Annotated in this window: 28 protein-coding genes and 1 pseudogene; 16 read left to right on the forward strand and 13 right to left on the reverse strand. The window is 42.7% G+C overall.

What is annotated here, in order from left to right; all coding sequences use genetic code 11:
* Window positions 1-114 precede the first annotated feature (114 nt).
* The 13 genes from MN210_RS08740 to MN210_RS08800 all read right to left on the reverse strand — a co-directional run bounded on the left by MN210_RS08740 (window position 115) and on the right by MN210_RS08800 (window position 5,964).
* A complete protein-coding gene (locus MN210_RS08740; RefSeq protein WP_241878282.1) occupies window positions 115-348 on the reverse strand; it encodes an Acb2/Tad1 domain-containing protein in 234 nt (77 codons plus the stop codon).
* A gap of 12 nt (window positions 349-360) precedes the next feature.
* Window positions 361-789, reverse strand: coding sequence for an HNH endonuclease (locus MN210_RS08745; protein WP_425605596.1), 429 nt, complete (start codon window positions 787-789; stop codon window positions 361-363).
* A 193-nt stretch (window positions 790-982) separates the two neighbouring features.
* Window positions 983-1,270, reverse strand: a complete 288-nt coding sequence (locus MN210_RS08750; RefSeq protein WP_338412062.1) for a hypothetical protein — start codon at window positions 1,268-1,270, stop codon at window positions 983-985.
* Window positions 1,261-1,830, reverse strand: coding sequence for a hypothetical protein (locus MN210_RS08755; protein WP_241878284.1), 570 nt, complete (start codon window positions 1,828-1,830; stop codon window positions 1,261-1,263). Before MN210_RS08755 ends, MN210_RS08750 begins: the two co-directional genes overlap by 10 nt.
* 1 nt (window position 1,831) lies before the next feature.
* Window positions 1,832-2,629 carry a dATP/dGTP diphosphohydrolase domain-containing protein gene (locus MN210_RS08760; RefSeq protein ID WP_338412063.1) on the reverse strand — a complete coding sequence of 266 codons (798 nt, stop codon included), beginning with the start codon at window positions 2,627-2,629 and terminating at the stop codon, window positions 1,832-1,834.
* Window positions 2,626-3,024, reverse strand: coding sequence for a VRR-NUC domain-containing protein (locus MN210_RS08765; protein WP_338412064.1), 399 nt, complete (start codon window positions 3,022-3,024; stop codon window positions 2,626-2,628). The genes MN210_RS08760 and MN210_RS08765 overlap by 4 nt, the downstream gene beginning before the upstream one ends.
* Complete coding sequence (locus MN210_RS08770) at window positions 3,017-3,166, reverse strand: hypothetical protein (RefSeq protein ID WP_338412065.1); 150 nt, start codon at window positions 3,164-3,166, stop codon at window positions 3,017-3,019. Before MN210_RS08770 ends, MN210_RS08765 begins: the two co-directional genes overlap by 8 nt.
* Before the next feature lies 1 nt (window position 3,167).
* Window positions 3,168-3,404, reverse strand: a complete 237-nt coding sequence (locus MN210_RS08775; RefSeq protein WP_338412066.1) for a helix-turn-helix domain-containing protein — start codon at window positions 3,402-3,404, stop codon at window positions 3,168-3,170.
* Window positions 3,388-3,957, reverse strand: coding sequence for a hypothetical protein (locus MN210_RS08780; RefSeq protein WP_425605597.1), 570 nt, complete (start codon window positions 3,955-3,957; stop codon window positions 3,388-3,390). Before MN210_RS08780 ends, MN210_RS08775 begins: the two co-directional genes overlap by 17 nt.
* A gap of 16 nt (window positions 3,958-3,973) precedes the next feature.
* Complete coding sequence (locus tag MN210_RS08785; protein WP_338411903.1) at window positions 3,974-4,858, reverse strand: replication protein; 885 nt, start codon at window positions 4,856-4,858, stop codon at window positions 3,974-3,976.
* Window positions 4,859-4,895: 37 nt separating this feature from the next.
* Window positions 4,896-5,354: a hypothetical protein gene (locus tag MN210_RS08790; protein WP_338412068.1), complete on the reverse strand. Its 459-nt coding sequence runs from the start codon at window positions 5,352-5,354 to the stop codon at window positions 4,896-4,898.
* A 5-nt stretch (window positions 5,355-5,359) separates the two neighbouring features.
* A complete protein-coding gene (locus tag MN210_RS08795; RefSeq protein ID WP_338412069.1) occupies window positions 5,360-5,704 on the reverse strand; it encodes a CII family transcriptional regulator in 345 nt (114 codons plus the stop codon).
* 2 nt (window positions 5,705-5,706) lie between these two features.
* Entirely contained in the window at window positions 5,707-5,964 is a 258-nt protein-coding gene (locus MN210_RS08800; RefSeq protein WP_338412070.1) for a transcriptional regulator, read from the reverse strand.
* Between the two features lie 128 nt (window positions 5,965-6,092).
* Here MN210_RS08800 and MN210_RS08805 point away from each other — a divergent pair, with 128 nt between their 5' ends.
* From MN210_RS08805 to MN210_RS13335, 16 genes and pseudogenes are all read left to right on the forward strand, one after another.
* Complete coding sequence (locus MN210_RS08805) at window positions 6,093-6,794, forward strand: LexA family protein (protein ID WP_338412071.1); 702 nt, start codon at window positions 6,093-6,095, stop codon at window positions 6,792-6,794.
* A 267-nt stretch (window positions 6,795-7,061) separates the two neighbouring features.
* Entirely contained in the window at window positions 7,062-7,262 is a 201-nt protein-coding gene (locus MN210_RS08810; RefSeq protein ID WP_241878293.1) for a hypothetical protein, read from the forward strand.
* A 232-nt stretch (window positions 7,263-7,494) separates the two neighbouring features.
* Window positions 7,495-7,830 carry a hypothetical protein gene (locus tag MN210_RS08815; protein ID WP_338412072.1) on the forward strand — a complete coding sequence of 112 codons (336 nt, stop codon included), beginning with the start codon at window positions 7,495-7,497 and terminating at the stop codon, window positions 7,828-7,830.
* Window positions 7,831-7,838: 8 nt separating this feature from the next.
* Window positions 7,839-7,994, forward strand: a complete 156-nt coding sequence (locus MN210_RS08820; RefSeq protein ID WP_201529643.1) for a hypothetical protein — start codon at window positions 7,839-7,841, stop codon at window positions 7,992-7,994.
* Window positions 7,991-8,152, forward strand: coding sequence for a hypothetical protein (locus MN210_RS08825; RefSeq protein WP_241878295.1), 162 nt, complete (start codon window positions 7,991-7,993; stop codon window positions 8,150-8,152). Before MN210_RS08820 ends, MN210_RS08825 begins: the two co-directional genes overlap by 4 nt.
* Window positions 8,145-9,161: a YqaJ viral recombinase family nuclease gene (locus MN210_RS08830; RefSeq protein ID WP_338412073.1), complete on the forward strand. Its 1,017-nt coding sequence runs from the start codon at window positions 8,145-8,147 to the stop codon at window positions 9,159-9,161. Before MN210_RS08825 ends, MN210_RS08830 begins: the two co-directional genes overlap by 8 nt.
* A complete protein-coding gene (locus MN210_RS08835) occupies window positions 9,161-9,529 on the forward strand; it encodes a hypothetical protein (RefSeq protein WP_338412074.1) in 369 nt (122 codons plus the stop codon). The genes MN210_RS08830 and MN210_RS08835 overlap by 1 nt, the downstream gene beginning before the upstream one ends.
* Complete coding sequence (locus tag MN210_RS08840; protein WP_338412075.1) at window positions 9,522-10,490, forward strand: transcriptional regulator; 969 nt, start codon at window positions 9,522-9,524, stop codon at window positions 10,488-10,490. Before MN210_RS08835 ends, MN210_RS08840 begins: the two co-directional genes overlap by 8 nt.
* Window positions 10,491-10,504: 14 nt before the next feature.
* Complete coding sequence (locus tag MN210_RS08845; RefSeq protein ID WP_241878299.1) at window positions 10,505-10,819, forward strand: hypothetical protein; 315 nt, start codon at window positions 10,505-10,507, stop codon at window positions 10,817-10,819.
* A gap of 1 nt (window position 10,820) precedes the next feature.
* Window positions 10,821-11,303: a hypothetical protein gene (locus tag MN210_RS08850; protein WP_338412076.1), complete on the forward strand. Its 483-nt coding sequence runs from the start codon at window positions 10,821-10,823 to the stop codon at window positions 11,301-11,303.
* Complete coding sequence (locus MN210_RS08855; protein WP_241878301.1) at window positions 11,297-11,554, forward strand: hypothetical protein; 258 nt, start codon at window positions 11,297-11,299, stop codon at window positions 11,552-11,554. Before MN210_RS08850 ends, MN210_RS08855 begins: the two co-directional genes overlap by 7 nt.
* Before the next feature lie 305 nt (window positions 11,555-11,859).
* Window positions 11,860-12,096 carry a hypothetical protein gene (locus MN210_RS08860; protein WP_338412077.1) on the forward strand — a complete coding sequence of 79 codons (237 nt, stop codon included), beginning with the start codon at window positions 11,860-11,862 and terminating at the stop codon, window positions 12,094-12,096.
* Window positions 12,080-12,313, forward strand: a complete 234-nt coding sequence (locus tag MN210_RS08865; RefSeq protein ID WP_241878302.1) for a DUF551 domain-containing protein — start codon at window positions 12,080-12,082, stop codon at window positions 12,311-12,313. Before MN210_RS08860 ends, MN210_RS08865 begins: the two co-directional genes overlap by 17 nt.
* Window positions 12,306-12,662 carry a hypothetical protein gene (locus tag MN210_RS08870; protein ID WP_241878303.1) on the forward strand — a complete coding sequence of 119 codons (357 nt, stop codon included), beginning with the start codon at window positions 12,306-12,308 and terminating at the stop codon, window positions 12,660-12,662. The genes MN210_RS08865 and MN210_RS08870 overlap by 8 nt, the downstream gene beginning before the upstream one ends.
* Window positions 12,659-13,009, forward strand: a complete 351-nt coding sequence (locus MN210_RS08875; RefSeq protein WP_338412078.1) for a hypothetical protein — start codon at window positions 12,659-12,661, stop codon at window positions 13,007-13,009. Before MN210_RS08870 ends, MN210_RS08875 begins: the two co-directional genes overlap by 4 nt.
* Window positions 12,999-13,133, forward strand: a pseudogene (locus MN210_RS13335) (hypothetical protein); the annotation flags it as partial. The gene MN210_RS08875 and the pseudogene MN210_RS13335, both read left to right, overlap by 11 nt.
* Between the last annotated feature and the right edge of the window lie 41 nt (window positions 13,134-13,174).

Genomic DNA, 13,174 nt, shown 5'->3' on the forward strand with positions numbered 1-13,174 from the left:
AAAACGCGGGGATTTTTTTTTCAGGGAGGGGTCGGTCATTTCGGCAAGCCCTCTGAACAATTGACCCACCCTCCCCTTTTATAATCCAGATCCATCCTCGATTATAAGGCGCAACTAAAAGCCATCTGGTTTAGCAATACTTCTAACTAATGACATAAAACCTTTTTGCAAATCTGTACGCGCTATGTTCAACCAACGCTTATCAATCATATGTTCAATATCTTGAGCTTCCAAATTATTGATAAAATCACCGACTTGTTGCGCTAAAGCTTTGGCTTGATTCATCTCTGCGATTTCTGTTGCTGTTAAATCACGGTAGCCTTTTATCTTCTTGTGTTGATTATCCATTATCTTTCCTTATTATTCATTGGCCGTTTTGCGTCTGTGGCACGGCTTACACAACGACTGCAGGTTATCTGGTGTATCTGTACCACCTTGTGACTTAGGCGCTATGTGGTCAACGTCAGTGGCCGGTACAAGCCTGCCCGCTGCTCGACAAGATACGCAAAGATAATCATCGCGCTGAAGTATCTGCGTGCGAAGTTTGCGCCATACGTGTCCGTAACCACGCTGTGTTGTGCTCCCGTGTCGTTGTTGATGCCTAGCCCAGTTGCTGCGTCTATCTTTGTGCTCATCACAATAACCTTTGTCTTTGCGTGTTGTTAGATTGGGACAGCGTGGCGCCCTGCATGGTGTAGCCAACACAAGCTCCAGATATAAAAAAACCCACGCTGTTGCCAACGTGGGAGAAGTAAAAGAGTGTGATGCCCTCATTGGACCGTTCCTCATATATGAGGAACGTAGAACCTATAAGGTTATAAACAGCATTCATCCAGATGATGCTATTAAATTACAGGCACAAAAAAGCGACTGATAATTAAATCAATCGCTTTTAATAACGCCTTACTTATACGTAAGACCACTTTATATAAATACTACCTTATCTGTCATAGAGGGTCAACCTATACTTCGCTCTATTATATCAAGCGCCTTTTCTGGGGTCTTTGTAACGCTGACTTACTCCGCTATCAATATCCACACCTAACTGATAGCCAGTTAGAAAATATTTCGCCATAAGAGTTATAGCATATTCTGATTGGTTGCTGATCAACCCAACAGGTTGGCCACTTAAAGCATAATCAAAACAGCGGCGCCTAAAATCATGCCTATGGCTATTTGGCCACCGCCTTACAGCGTGCGCAAGAACAGGGTCTGATAAGAATTCATCTAACAATATATTGTACTGCTTTTTTGTTAAATTTAATCGCATAGCCATTCCCTGTAGCCAATTACTGCTTTCTCAATATCCCAAACTAAAGATTGGATATCATCCAGCATCCCATCTTGATATTTTTTCCACACTTGACGATAAGTATTGGCCGGCACCTTAACGCCACTGAACAGTAGCTGCCCCTCAAGCGAGTACAAGCCCCACAGATTATACAACTCGAAATGCAATGTCATGCGGGCCATGAGACAAGCCAACTCCGCACGGCTATGACTGCAACCCTTTGGCGCCTGCCTATCGTCTGCATCACAGCGCTGTAGCATCCCGCTAGTCAAATAACGTACAACTTCGTCAAAGTCATCTGACCAATTCCAATGCTCGTTACTACCCCAAAGCAATAAGCTTGCCAGCGCCTTGGCTGGACCATGTTTTATTAGAGCGATAGCTGCACTCCTATCCTCCCAGTTAACTTGCGGCGCCTCACCACCTTGGCCAATATCAAACTTAACAGTCTTAGCATGCATGCCATGCTGCAGCCAATCACCGCAGGACAACTGCAACCTAGGACTGGTACCAAATCTATTTAGCAGTACCTTGTTCAAGCTACTTCCCCTTTTCTGTATTCTTGTGTGCGGACAAGTCAAACCACATTAAAAACATTAAGCAGCAAATAGCGTGGGCCAAATGATGTTTTCCAGTCTCATCATCTTTAACTTCGCCACTCCACCATGAGTCGATATGACGTAACGCAGCGTTATAATATCTAGTACGTGCATTATCCACTTTCTGCCAGTTGTCATCAGCGTACTTGGCGCTACCAAATTCGAGCACATCAACCACTTCATTGATCGTGCCGGCTGGTAATAAGCTATAACGTCTTTTGTTGTTGTCAGACTTCACGCCTTTCGCCTTATCTCCTTTTTCAGTCCAAAAATATTCAGGCCAACGCTCACTCCAACTTATGGGTTTCTTCTGTATAGATTCATTCACAGTTTGGCGAAGCGCCTGCGCAAAGTGGTTTTTTGTTTCATTTTTTATCTTCTCCTGATATCGGCATATTTGACACATCTTGCTGGTTTGCATCAGTAGCCATTCAAGCCCGTTATACTCGATACCGCACTTAGGGCACTCCCGTGTTTCAACTTTTAATCCAGCCGCCAAACTATCGTCTTCGTCTTTAACCCAAAACTGAGCACTATCTCTGTTAACAACAAACTCCTTGTGCGCATAAAAATCAAACTTTTCTCTAAATGTTCTGAGGGGTTCTGTTCGATTGTTACTCTCAACAATAAACTCGACAAAATTACCATAGACACCTATAACCTCTACCGAATACGCCAAAGGACTGTCCACTGGTTTGCTTCTCCAAATCTGACCTTTTTTAATGCCTGTATGCTTCATGCCAGCCCCTCGCCTTTGTCTTTAAGATTTAAATACGTCTGAATTGTCTCGATGGCTTCATCTACGCCTTTGGCTACTACCGCTAGATACCCCTCATCATTGAGCATCTGTATGCGCTCTTTTTGCATCTTTGTTAGGTAGCTTCTTTTGTCTCGTTTAAGCTCAACTCTGAGCCCGTGATAACCACCCTTAGCAATATCAAGTATTAAGTCTGGGTAACCCGCCTTAACCCCCATACGTTTGAATTTAGCAGCCTCTAAAGAATGACGGCTGCCCCCATTGGGGGAATGATGCAGATAATCAAACAAGGGACGTGATTTGTATGTTTGCCGTCTTGACCAATTGAGCACTACTTGTTGCACTTGGTCTTCTGTTAACCCCCTAGCTTTACGCATCTTTCACCTCTCGAATAACTTGATCATAGGCTTGGCGCGTTAACTCTTCGCTGCTTAAATCCGTATAAGTGACTTTCACCTTATTGGCTCCTAGCCATTCGGATTTCTTGACTTCCTTGCCTGTACCGATGTGTTTTTTCATATTATTCCTCTGATTTAATTTGATAGATATAGCCGCTTGGCCGGCGAGGTGTGCAGCTAATAAGCCCCTCTTGCGCCATCCGTTTAACATGGCGTTCAATCGTTCGGCGGTTTAACTTAGTTAGGGACTCAATCCCTGCGGTTGTTATTCCATTTGAATCACGTACGGCCGCAAAAATAGTGTAGAAATTATCAAGCGGTGATTTGGTGCTACGGTTTAAGTTAAAACTCTTCCCCACAGACCGCCTCCTTGTTTTTTTTCTTGAGCCCAAATCTAGCCCTCATCTTTTCCCAGTCTTGGGCAACTGGGCTGTCGTTGTCTAAGCGGGCAGGTTTTGGCGCTTCAACACGATGGGTTTTGGGTATCTCAAAATTAGCCCCATTCTTGTGTTCGATAAGCACCCGCTCATAGACCGTGGCAAAGTATTTAATAAATCTGTTACCAGCACTCGCTAATTTGCCCCACCCGATGCGATTTGCAGTTTCTAGTACAGTTGGGTGCCTCCAGTCTCTTTCGACGTCTCCGCGCATTCCTGAGCATCTACAGGCTGTTTCAAATGCGGTTTGTGTGTCTAGGTATTCACTTTGCTTGCCAGCTCTTGCTAACTCTAAAAAATCAGCTGGGGCTGTTGGTGGCCATGAAAGACTTAACGATTTACGCTTAGCTTGATTAAACTCGTCTTGTGTCATGCCTAGGTCGGTTAATGCGATATACCAAACGGTCAGTGTGTCGACACCCCAGTCCTCATCTTTGATTTTTGATCTAAATAACTTTTTCCACCCTGCAAACAAACTGGCTATCTGCTGCTTAGAAAGGCACGTTTGCGAATTCGTCTGGGTACTGCTGTGCAAGGTCTCTGGCAAGGTTCTCTGCGTAGATGTCTGCGCTTGATTTCTTTGGCTGTTCGTTAGCTTGGTTGTTAGCTGGTTGATTGATTGCATGATTAAGTCCTGTGTTCTGATTTCCTGTGTTTTGCTTAGCTGCGGTCTGCTTGTTATTTCGATTCCAGTTGCGACAAGTTGCTTGCCAGTTTTTCATCGATGATCTACCAACCTTCCAGCCGTTCGATTCGTAGTAATCAAAAAACCTTTCAGCAATTGCTTGTGAATCACTACGACCTAGTTCAGAAAAATAACTTTTAATCTGATTAACACTAGGCTTAACAAACTGATTTGTTTTTTTGGATTTGTCAGGCTCGGCTGGCTTTTCTTTTTTATTATTTTTTTCTTTATACTTTTCTTTAATTACTTTTCTTTCTTTTTCTTTATTACTTCCCAAATTTTGGGAGCCAACTTGGTCAAATTTTGGGAATCTAATGGTCAAATTTTGGGATGCTAAATTTTGGGATGCTAAATTTTGACCTAGTTTTTTGGGGTCGAAATTGGCGATATTTTCATAATTTAGACTGTAAATTGTTGTCTTTCTTTGCTGTCTTTTGGCAGTTAAAAAGCCAAAATCAACCAGCTCATTTACTACTTTTGAAACCGTATTTTTGCTGATATTGCAGGTTTCTTGTAAAAAGCTATTCGATAGAGATTTATCGGTGTTTCCATAACCGTCTATCATTCTCACCATGCGTAGAAGAACCCCAAATGCAGCGGGCGACAAGAATGGCTGTGCGTCAAAAATCTTGTTATCAATCTGCGTATAGCCTGCTTCTCTCATTGGTGATTGCCTATAAACCGTATTCATGATTAAATATCCTTGTTAGTTACTTTTTGATGGTTAATTAACACGCCTCTGATAATTCGCAGTTATCAGAGGTTTTTAGTTTGTAAGTCGTTACAGATGTTCCGACCACCTTTGACCAGTCTCTTTTGGACTCAATCACATATCCAGTCCGTCTAAGATAAGTAATAGTCCTGGATAGTTTGTTTCTTTCAGACAGCTTTAATCCTTCGTTCGAGATAATCCCAGCCTCATGTTTAAATCTATTAAGCACATCTTCTTTGCTGTACTTGCGGCAACTTGGCGGGCGTTCATCGATCACTATCTGATACGAGTATCTGATAGTTGAACCTTTTATCTGTTTAAACCCCTTCTGCTCTAGTCGTCTGCGCACGTATTCTTTGTTTCGAATATGCTCAAAACTTGCCAGCGATATCTGCACGCCTGCCACCAACTCTGTGCCTAGCTCATCTTCGATAATCTGATCAACCTTGGCTTCCAGCGGATGAGTGATTTTCATAGCCATTACTTCTTATCTCCCCCACTAAAAATAATGTCGATAAAATCAGGGCTATTTACGCTCGTGCGTAGCATAGTGGCCATTGCCTGGTCCATGTCTCGGTCACAGTAAACGGCGTCCCTATCTGTCAGTTTTATACCGAGCACGGCAGCAATTGAAGCAAAGAGTTCAAGATCACCCTTCCCTTCTGTCGTATCTTTAATACGGCTCATCTTGCTTTCAGTAACACCAACAATCTCAGCAACTGTTTTTTGTCCAACATCTGCAAGTCGCTGCAATAAAATGCGGTGGTTCTCTCGTGCGGTTTCACGCAATTCACCTGATAATGCATATATCGGGGTATGGCACATGGTTAAGCCTCCTCTGGTTGTGGCGATAAGTTACGAAGATAAGCAAAGTCAATATCACTTCTAAGCTCTTCGCACATAACTGCCTGATTTGTGTTTTTTTCAATTTCAATTGCTAGTCCTGCATCGCAAGTGCGATTGCCGTAATAGATTTGTCGTAAGTGACCAAGCGTAGTGCCGCAGCGCTCTGCAAATTCTTCGCGCTCCGTCTCGCTACCAAGCTCACTTACATATCTTTTTAAGCTTTCGATATGGATATTCATGATGTTTGCTCCTTAAAGTAAGGATAATTTAGCACATGCTAAATATTATAGCAAACAATATTTAGCATGATGTAATTTACAATTTGCTAAATTAAGTCAGTATGCAATTAACTGTTAAGGAGGTTTTTATGAGCGATACAATACAAGGGCTTCGCAAAGAAAAGTTAATTGCGTTGCTTAAGGAATGGAAAGATAGCGGTAAATTTAGCTCAGTGGCAGCTGTATGCAGACATTACCCTGTTGATGCTAGCTACATATCTCAAATTAAGTCAGGCCACAGAGGGTTTGGAGAGGACGCTGCTAGAAAGCTAGAGGTAGCGCTAGAATTACCTAAATTTTACTTTGAACCTAGCGACCCAACTCAAGCCATGAAGGCAAGTAATGATGGGTTTGCTAATGCGAGGCGTGTTACTGACAAGCCTATTCGCTACGCCCCCGTTCTTAATTTTGTGCAAGCTGGTTTGTTTTGCCAATATCACGATGATGCTATCGCTGACGAGTTTGAACCTATTATTGGCGAGGGATTTGGTAAAAATGCTTACTGGGTGGTGTTAGAGGGTGATAGCATGCAGCCTGACTTTGAGTCTGGAGAGTTAGTGCTGATTGATCCGGACTTGCAGCCCAACCCTGCTGACTACGTACTAGCCATGAGGGCTGGCGAAAAAGAAACCACTTTTAAAAAATGGCGCCCACGTGGTTTTGATGAAAGCACCGGTAAAGAGTATGTGCAACTAATTCCGTCTAACCCCGACTACCCAATTATAGACAGTCGGTTTGTCGATTTTACTATTTGCGGGGTGGCTGTTGAGAGAAAGCAGCGACTTAGGTAGAAAAATAACTCAGCTTAAAAAATGACTGCAAGCCCCATCTTTGATGGGGTTTTTTATTGCCTGTAACAAACTGATTACAATTATTTTGCCATTTATTTAAATTAGCACTTGCTAAATTATTAGCATGTGCTAAATTATACACATCAGCAAGACAAACAGGCTTTAGACGATAAAGCCGGTGACTACTTAAAAACATAGATTAAACGGCTAGCAAATTATAGCCACTTCGAGTAGGTGGCTATTGTGTGTTAACCAAAGGAGAAAGATATGAACAACCAAGACGAGAAGGCATTACTCGCGTACCGAAGAGTTAGAAGTCTAGTTCTTACTGCAATTGAAGATGAGATAGACCTATTAGGCCTTGTCTTAAAGCTCCCAACAGAGCCGGACGTAACTCAACTTAACAGCAAGAGAAGAGAAGAGTTAAAAGAGCTGCTAGAGATTATCAAAGGAGATAGATATGAGTGAGAAATTAAAACTGAACCTAAATGAATTTACAGAAAGGACAGCTTATTTTTTCAAATGTCCCCACTGCGGAATTTTGGAATACACATTTTGCAATCCAGAAGATAAAACCGAGGAATCTGTTTTTTGCAGGAATTGCTATGAAGTAATGGGAATAAATCACTAAATAACACCCACAAAAAAGCCCCTCCGACTACTACATCAAAAGGGGCTACTTACTATAAGCGAGGACATTATGACAGCAATTTTAGAAAAACTCAAGTTGGACACGGGTTATGACTATGAAATTAACGAAGGTTATCGCAAAAAAACCGGCAACTTTCATTTTGAGCAAGGCTGGGACCTTATCAAGGTGGCCTTCGTCTCAGATGAACACGGCAATATCCAAAAGCTGGAAGTTATTGAAGCATTAAAAGATGGTGAAGAGCCAATGCAGTTCGAAATCACTGACGAGATCTTCAACATCATGCGTGACCAAATCGAGCCAATGCTATGGGGTGAAGAGCCACAAGATGAGCGCGACAGTATGAGCTTACTTGGTTTCACAAATTCTGATTTTTTGTACGGTTAAGGGTGGCTATGAAAACTTACGAATTAGGTTATTACGACAACGGCCATTACGTAGTTGAACGCTATCAAGCATCAACTGAAATGGAAGCCAGAAGCTTTGTTACTAGACGCTTAAAGCGACAAATTAAGTTTGATGTAAAGGTTATTGAAGAGGTGTCAGCATGATGAAAGCATTAGCTACAGTCTTATTGGCAGCCGTTATAGGCGGCTGCTCAACCCATGTAGCGCTGCTTGCGCTAGACAAAGAACAAAGCAGTCAGGAAGAGTACATCGATAACTACGACTACGAAATGTCCTTAATGGAGGCAAAAGATTATGAGTAATTTAGCAATCTTAGAAAGCTTTAAAAAGTACGCATCAAACCTTGCGCTTAGCACCAAAAACATGAGCCGTGAAGAATGGCTAACGGCTCGTCAAACCGGTATCGGTGGCTCTGATATCAGCGCAATCATGGGTGTTAACCCCTACGCTACCGCTTACGATGTTTATGTCAGCAAAACGCAGCCGGTTGAAGATACCGCCGGCGAACCTGCTTACTGGGGCACCACCTTAGAACCAGTAGTCGCTACCGAATTCGCCAAGCGTAACGACCTTAAAACCCAAAACGTTAACTTCATGATGCGTCATCCGGTCCATAAATTTGCAGTTGCCAACATTGACCGCGCTGTTATCAATCCAGAGATTAGCGGCAACGTTAGGTTTAAAGACGGCAAGCTTACTACCGATACTATCTTAGAGATTAAGACAGCATCTGAGTACGTCGCTAAAGACTGGGGTGATGAAGAGTCTGATCAAGTACCTGATCAGTATATGTGTCAAGCACAGTGGTATATGGGCGTGACTGATACCCAAGTTTGCTACATGGCCGTGTTAATCGGTGGTAACAAGTACCGTCAGTATCGCATCGAGCGCAATCAAGAGTTAATCGATGTGCTGTTTGAAGTGGCCGAAGACTTTTGGGTTAACAATGTTTTGGCTGGGGTGGCACCTGAAGCGACTACTCTACAGAACGCTAAGAATAAGTACCCCACTCACAACCCTGATACTGTGGTTGATGTGAATATTGATAGCGAAGGAGCCAAAGTCTTTAACGAATACGTTGAGCTTAAAGAAGCTGAAAAGCTACTTAAAAAGCAGATTGAAGCCGCTCAAACCAAGCTTATTTGCACGATTGGTGACAATGAAGCCTTGGCAATCGATGGTGATATTGCAGTGACATATAAGGCTCAGGTCAGTAATCGATTTGATAGCAATAGCTTTAAAAAAGATATGCCTGAACTTGCTGCCAAGTACGTCAAACAGTCAGCCAGCCGTGTGATGAGGGTTAAGTGATGAATAATTTTGGAGCCATGCCCAAAGAAGATTTAATCATTATAGCCAACTGTATGCTTGCACGAATAAAAGAGCTTGAAGTAGAAAACAAAAGAGTTTCACAGCAATGGGCCGATAGATACCGTCCATTGTCATTCGTTGGGACGTTGGCAGGCCAAGTGTTTTTAGAAAATAAAGACGCAGCCCGTCAAGCCTTAAATAAGTTTTATGAAATATATGACAATCAAGATATTTGGTGTTTAGACGTTGATGCAATTGACATGGCTAAGGGCGCAAGAATGGCTCTGGGCGATGCAATTACAGAAACCGAATATCAAGAATTAACAAAACTAGAAAGCCAATTAAATAAGGAACAAAACAATGAATAACTTACCTCAACAAACTCAATCATCTGGTTTTATCAATCCTCAAAACTATCAAGAAGCCTGGCAGTTTAGCGAAATGTTAGCAGCATCTGAAATGGTGCCCAAGAACTTCAAAGGTAAACCGGCTGATATTTTAATCGCCATGCAGATGGGTAGCGAGATTGGCTTAAAACCCCTGCAATCACTTCAAAACATCGCTGTAGTTAATGGCCGTCCTACCATCTGGGGTGATGCTGTTGTGGCCATCTGCCAAAGCTCAGGAATGCTTGAAGATATCACTGAAGAAGTCACCGATGAATATGCAACGGTCACTGTTAAGCGAATTGGCCAAGAGCCACACAGCGTAACTTTTAGTATGCAAGACGCTAAAAAAGCAGGGTTGGCTGGGAAACAAGGTCCCTGGACTCAGTACCCCAAGCGCATGATGAAAAACCGTGCACGTGCTTACGCTCTACGTGACAAGTTCGCTGACGTGCTAAGTGGCTTTGGCATCACTGAAGAAGAGAAAGATCGTGCGATTGACGTTACTCCAGCCAAGCCGGTTAAGACCAAAAACGCCGGTGCCTCTGCCCTACTTGAGCGTGTCAAAGCAAAGGCGGCAATAGTTGAAGCACCGGCTATTGAGTACTTTGATACCACTCAATTAATCAACCTCATTGGCCAAGCTGAGGACTTAGAGCAAATTAATGGTATCGGCAAAGAAATTAAAGCCATGTCTGAAGATGCAGATATCAACATCAAAAATGATGACTTGGCAGCTCTACGTAAAACTTGGAAAGATAAAAAGCTGGAGCTTGAGTACGCCAATCTTATGAATAACATCAAATCATGCCAGTCGTTAGATGATGTTGAGCGTATGCGCGGTGTAATTGAAGACAAGTCTGGTGACTTTGCACAGCCTGATTTACAGCTACTTAGCGACACGCTAGACATGATCGCTGAAGAAATTGGTGCTGAGGGTTAATCATGGATCTGTTAATGAACCGCCGATTCGCTAATGCATCTGAATTTGAATTGATAGCACTCGCATTAGATGAAGGTTATGACTCACTAGCTTACGCTTTAGCCTGCCGGCTGGAGCGTAACTTAAATCCTGAAGAGTCCGGACAACTCAGAAAATTACAAGATGAAAATCATGATCTATCTTATGAGATAGATGAGCTAGAGTTTAGGGTTTGTGCGCTCGAACAAGAACTTGCGAGTATGGCTGACAACGAAGAGCGTCTAAAGGAACTAGTTAGTCGAGCCAGCCGAGCTGTTAACAGCAGCTTGGCTTTGTTTAAGGAAGATTGATATGAAGGATGAATTCAAAGCAGGTGATTTGGTTTTTGAGGTCGACGAGTATTATTCGGAAATAAAACTTGCTTCCGTTATCAGGGTAGATCCAGATGCCGGTGATTCACTTGCAATTGAGACGAAAAATAACAGTTATGCGAGTTACGGTAGAAATAGTGTTGAGTCTAAGCTTCCAAGTGTATTTTATGCCACCCCTGAGAACCGTCAAGCCTTAGTTACACTGTACGGAGAAGATGCAGTACCTGAATTGCCGTTACGAGGCAGCGAATTGACTAGGAAGCTGTTAGAAAAGCAGAAGTACGTGCTTTGTTTAGTAAGCAACATTAATGAAGATAAAGCTAGAAGAAATGACCCACCTAAAGTAGGTGTAGTCTCTGGTGTAATTAGTGACTGGTTTAGATTAGCTGACGAATCCGTTGCTGAGTTCGCCGTACCAGTTGACAATAACGGCAACGAGATAACGGAGATTGAGTCATGCTAATACAAACAAATCAATCACTGCCACGCAAGCCCAGCATACCAGTTGAACTTGTCGAAGCCTGGCTTGCTGAGCACCCAGAAAAACAAGCTGAAAGCTTAACAGGTAAAGTTTCAAGAAAAAACTACGGCTCTATTGATCCGGAAAGGGCTATCAATAATCAGCGCAAAGCCATTGAGCGTGACAAGCGTATAAGCGATGAATTGGCAAGAATTGCAAGACGGGAGAGGCGGAAGTTAGAGCTCTCATGTTAAGCCCCATAATTAAGATTCTGGCTCCGCACTAGCTGGTTTGTAGCTAAGAAGCCATTGAGGGAATGAGGACGGATAACGACCCTCCGGCATACCGTAATAGTAAGAGGCAGAAAAGCCGAAGGCGAATCTCGTATGCGAGTAAATTCTAAATCCGAGTGACTGCCGTAAGCAGTCTGCTTAAGTGAGCCAATTGGGCGCATAATCGCGCACAGTCGACCAATTGGCTCACTTAAGTTAACAGCAACTTAGATCAAAATTGAGGTGAAAGATGAGAAATTGGATTAGTGTCTTTGTGGGAGGTAGTGATGAGTGAACTTAAGAGCATAACAGGCGACATGGTAGTTTCTTTTTTTATAGCAACAAATATAGCGCAGTCAGAAGTCGAAGAAAAATTTACGCTTGAGGAGCTTGGCTACCAAGACGGTGATTTTAGTGATTATGACGATTTTGAAGTGTGGCTAGACGCTGAGTATAAAGAGTGGATGGCAAATAACACTGATAGTGGCTGGATTTTAGGAGCTCGTGATGAACAACTGGATTAGTGTCAAAGACAGGTTGCCTGATATGCACAAAAGAGTATTAATCAAAGGTGATGCTACTTATGTAGCAGGCAGAGCACCGACAAGCAATCAAAACGACGACTGGGGCATAAAAGGTGATTGGTACTGGTCTATTGTCAGTGACTTTTGGATTGATGCTCACATGATAACCCACTGGCAACCACTACCTGAACCACCACGAGGAGATAGTTGTGAATAGATACAGATGCGAAGTAGAAAAAAGCCGCTACTCTAATATTGGCCAACAATGGGAAAAGGCTGTTTGGTTTACTCATGAAGACGACAGGCACTTAATGCAAGAAAAAATAATGGTGTTTTTAGGTAGTCGGTTTTCATTTGTAACTATCTACAAAAATGGTCGATGCCTGAAAGATTTGACTCATTTAAGCGGAGATCAAATCGCTGAAATCATGGATAGCAGTACAACGGTTGCTGACGTGTTTGAGTATTGCAGAGAGCATTTCTGCAAGGACCTGGCACCGGTTAAGCGAAGTGCCAAACCTGCAAAAGCAGATTATCAATTAGATATGTTTGGAGTATTAGCATGAACTTAATTAGAGAATCGATGATTCAAACAGCTGGTGTGCTCAATAGACGCCAGCGAGATGAACTGCCAGTCAGGCCTCTACAGTGGCGTTATCAGAATGCAAACCCCTTTGACGATACTCGCATTGTTGCCAAAGGCCCTACTCACTTATATGTGATATTGGATGACGTTAATGGCAAGTATTTAGTTAAAAAAACCCGCTTAGCAGATAACCACACTGATCATTGCGGTGGATTTACTTGTATTGATAGCGCCAAAGAATTTGTTAACGAACACTATGAAGACAACATGGCACCGTGGGTTTATTCAATTGATGAAATAAACGGAGGATCTAAAGATGTCAGATGATAATGTCGCTGTAGTCGAGATTGACTGGGTAAGCGCCCCAAAGTTCGAAGAGTTGACCGGCATACCCAGAAGTCGGTTTTATGATTTACGAAAAGATAGTTGGAAGCAAGGTGAAGTCTGGGTTAAAGTTGACAATCGAATCTATTACTCAGTAACTGGATTTAA

The organism is Psychrobacter raelei (genome assembly GCF_022631235.3).
In the GTDB taxonomy this organism is placed as follows: domain Bacteria; phylum Pseudomonadota; class Gammaproteobacteria; order Pseudomonadales; family Moraxellaceae; genus Psychrobacter; species Psychrobacter raelei.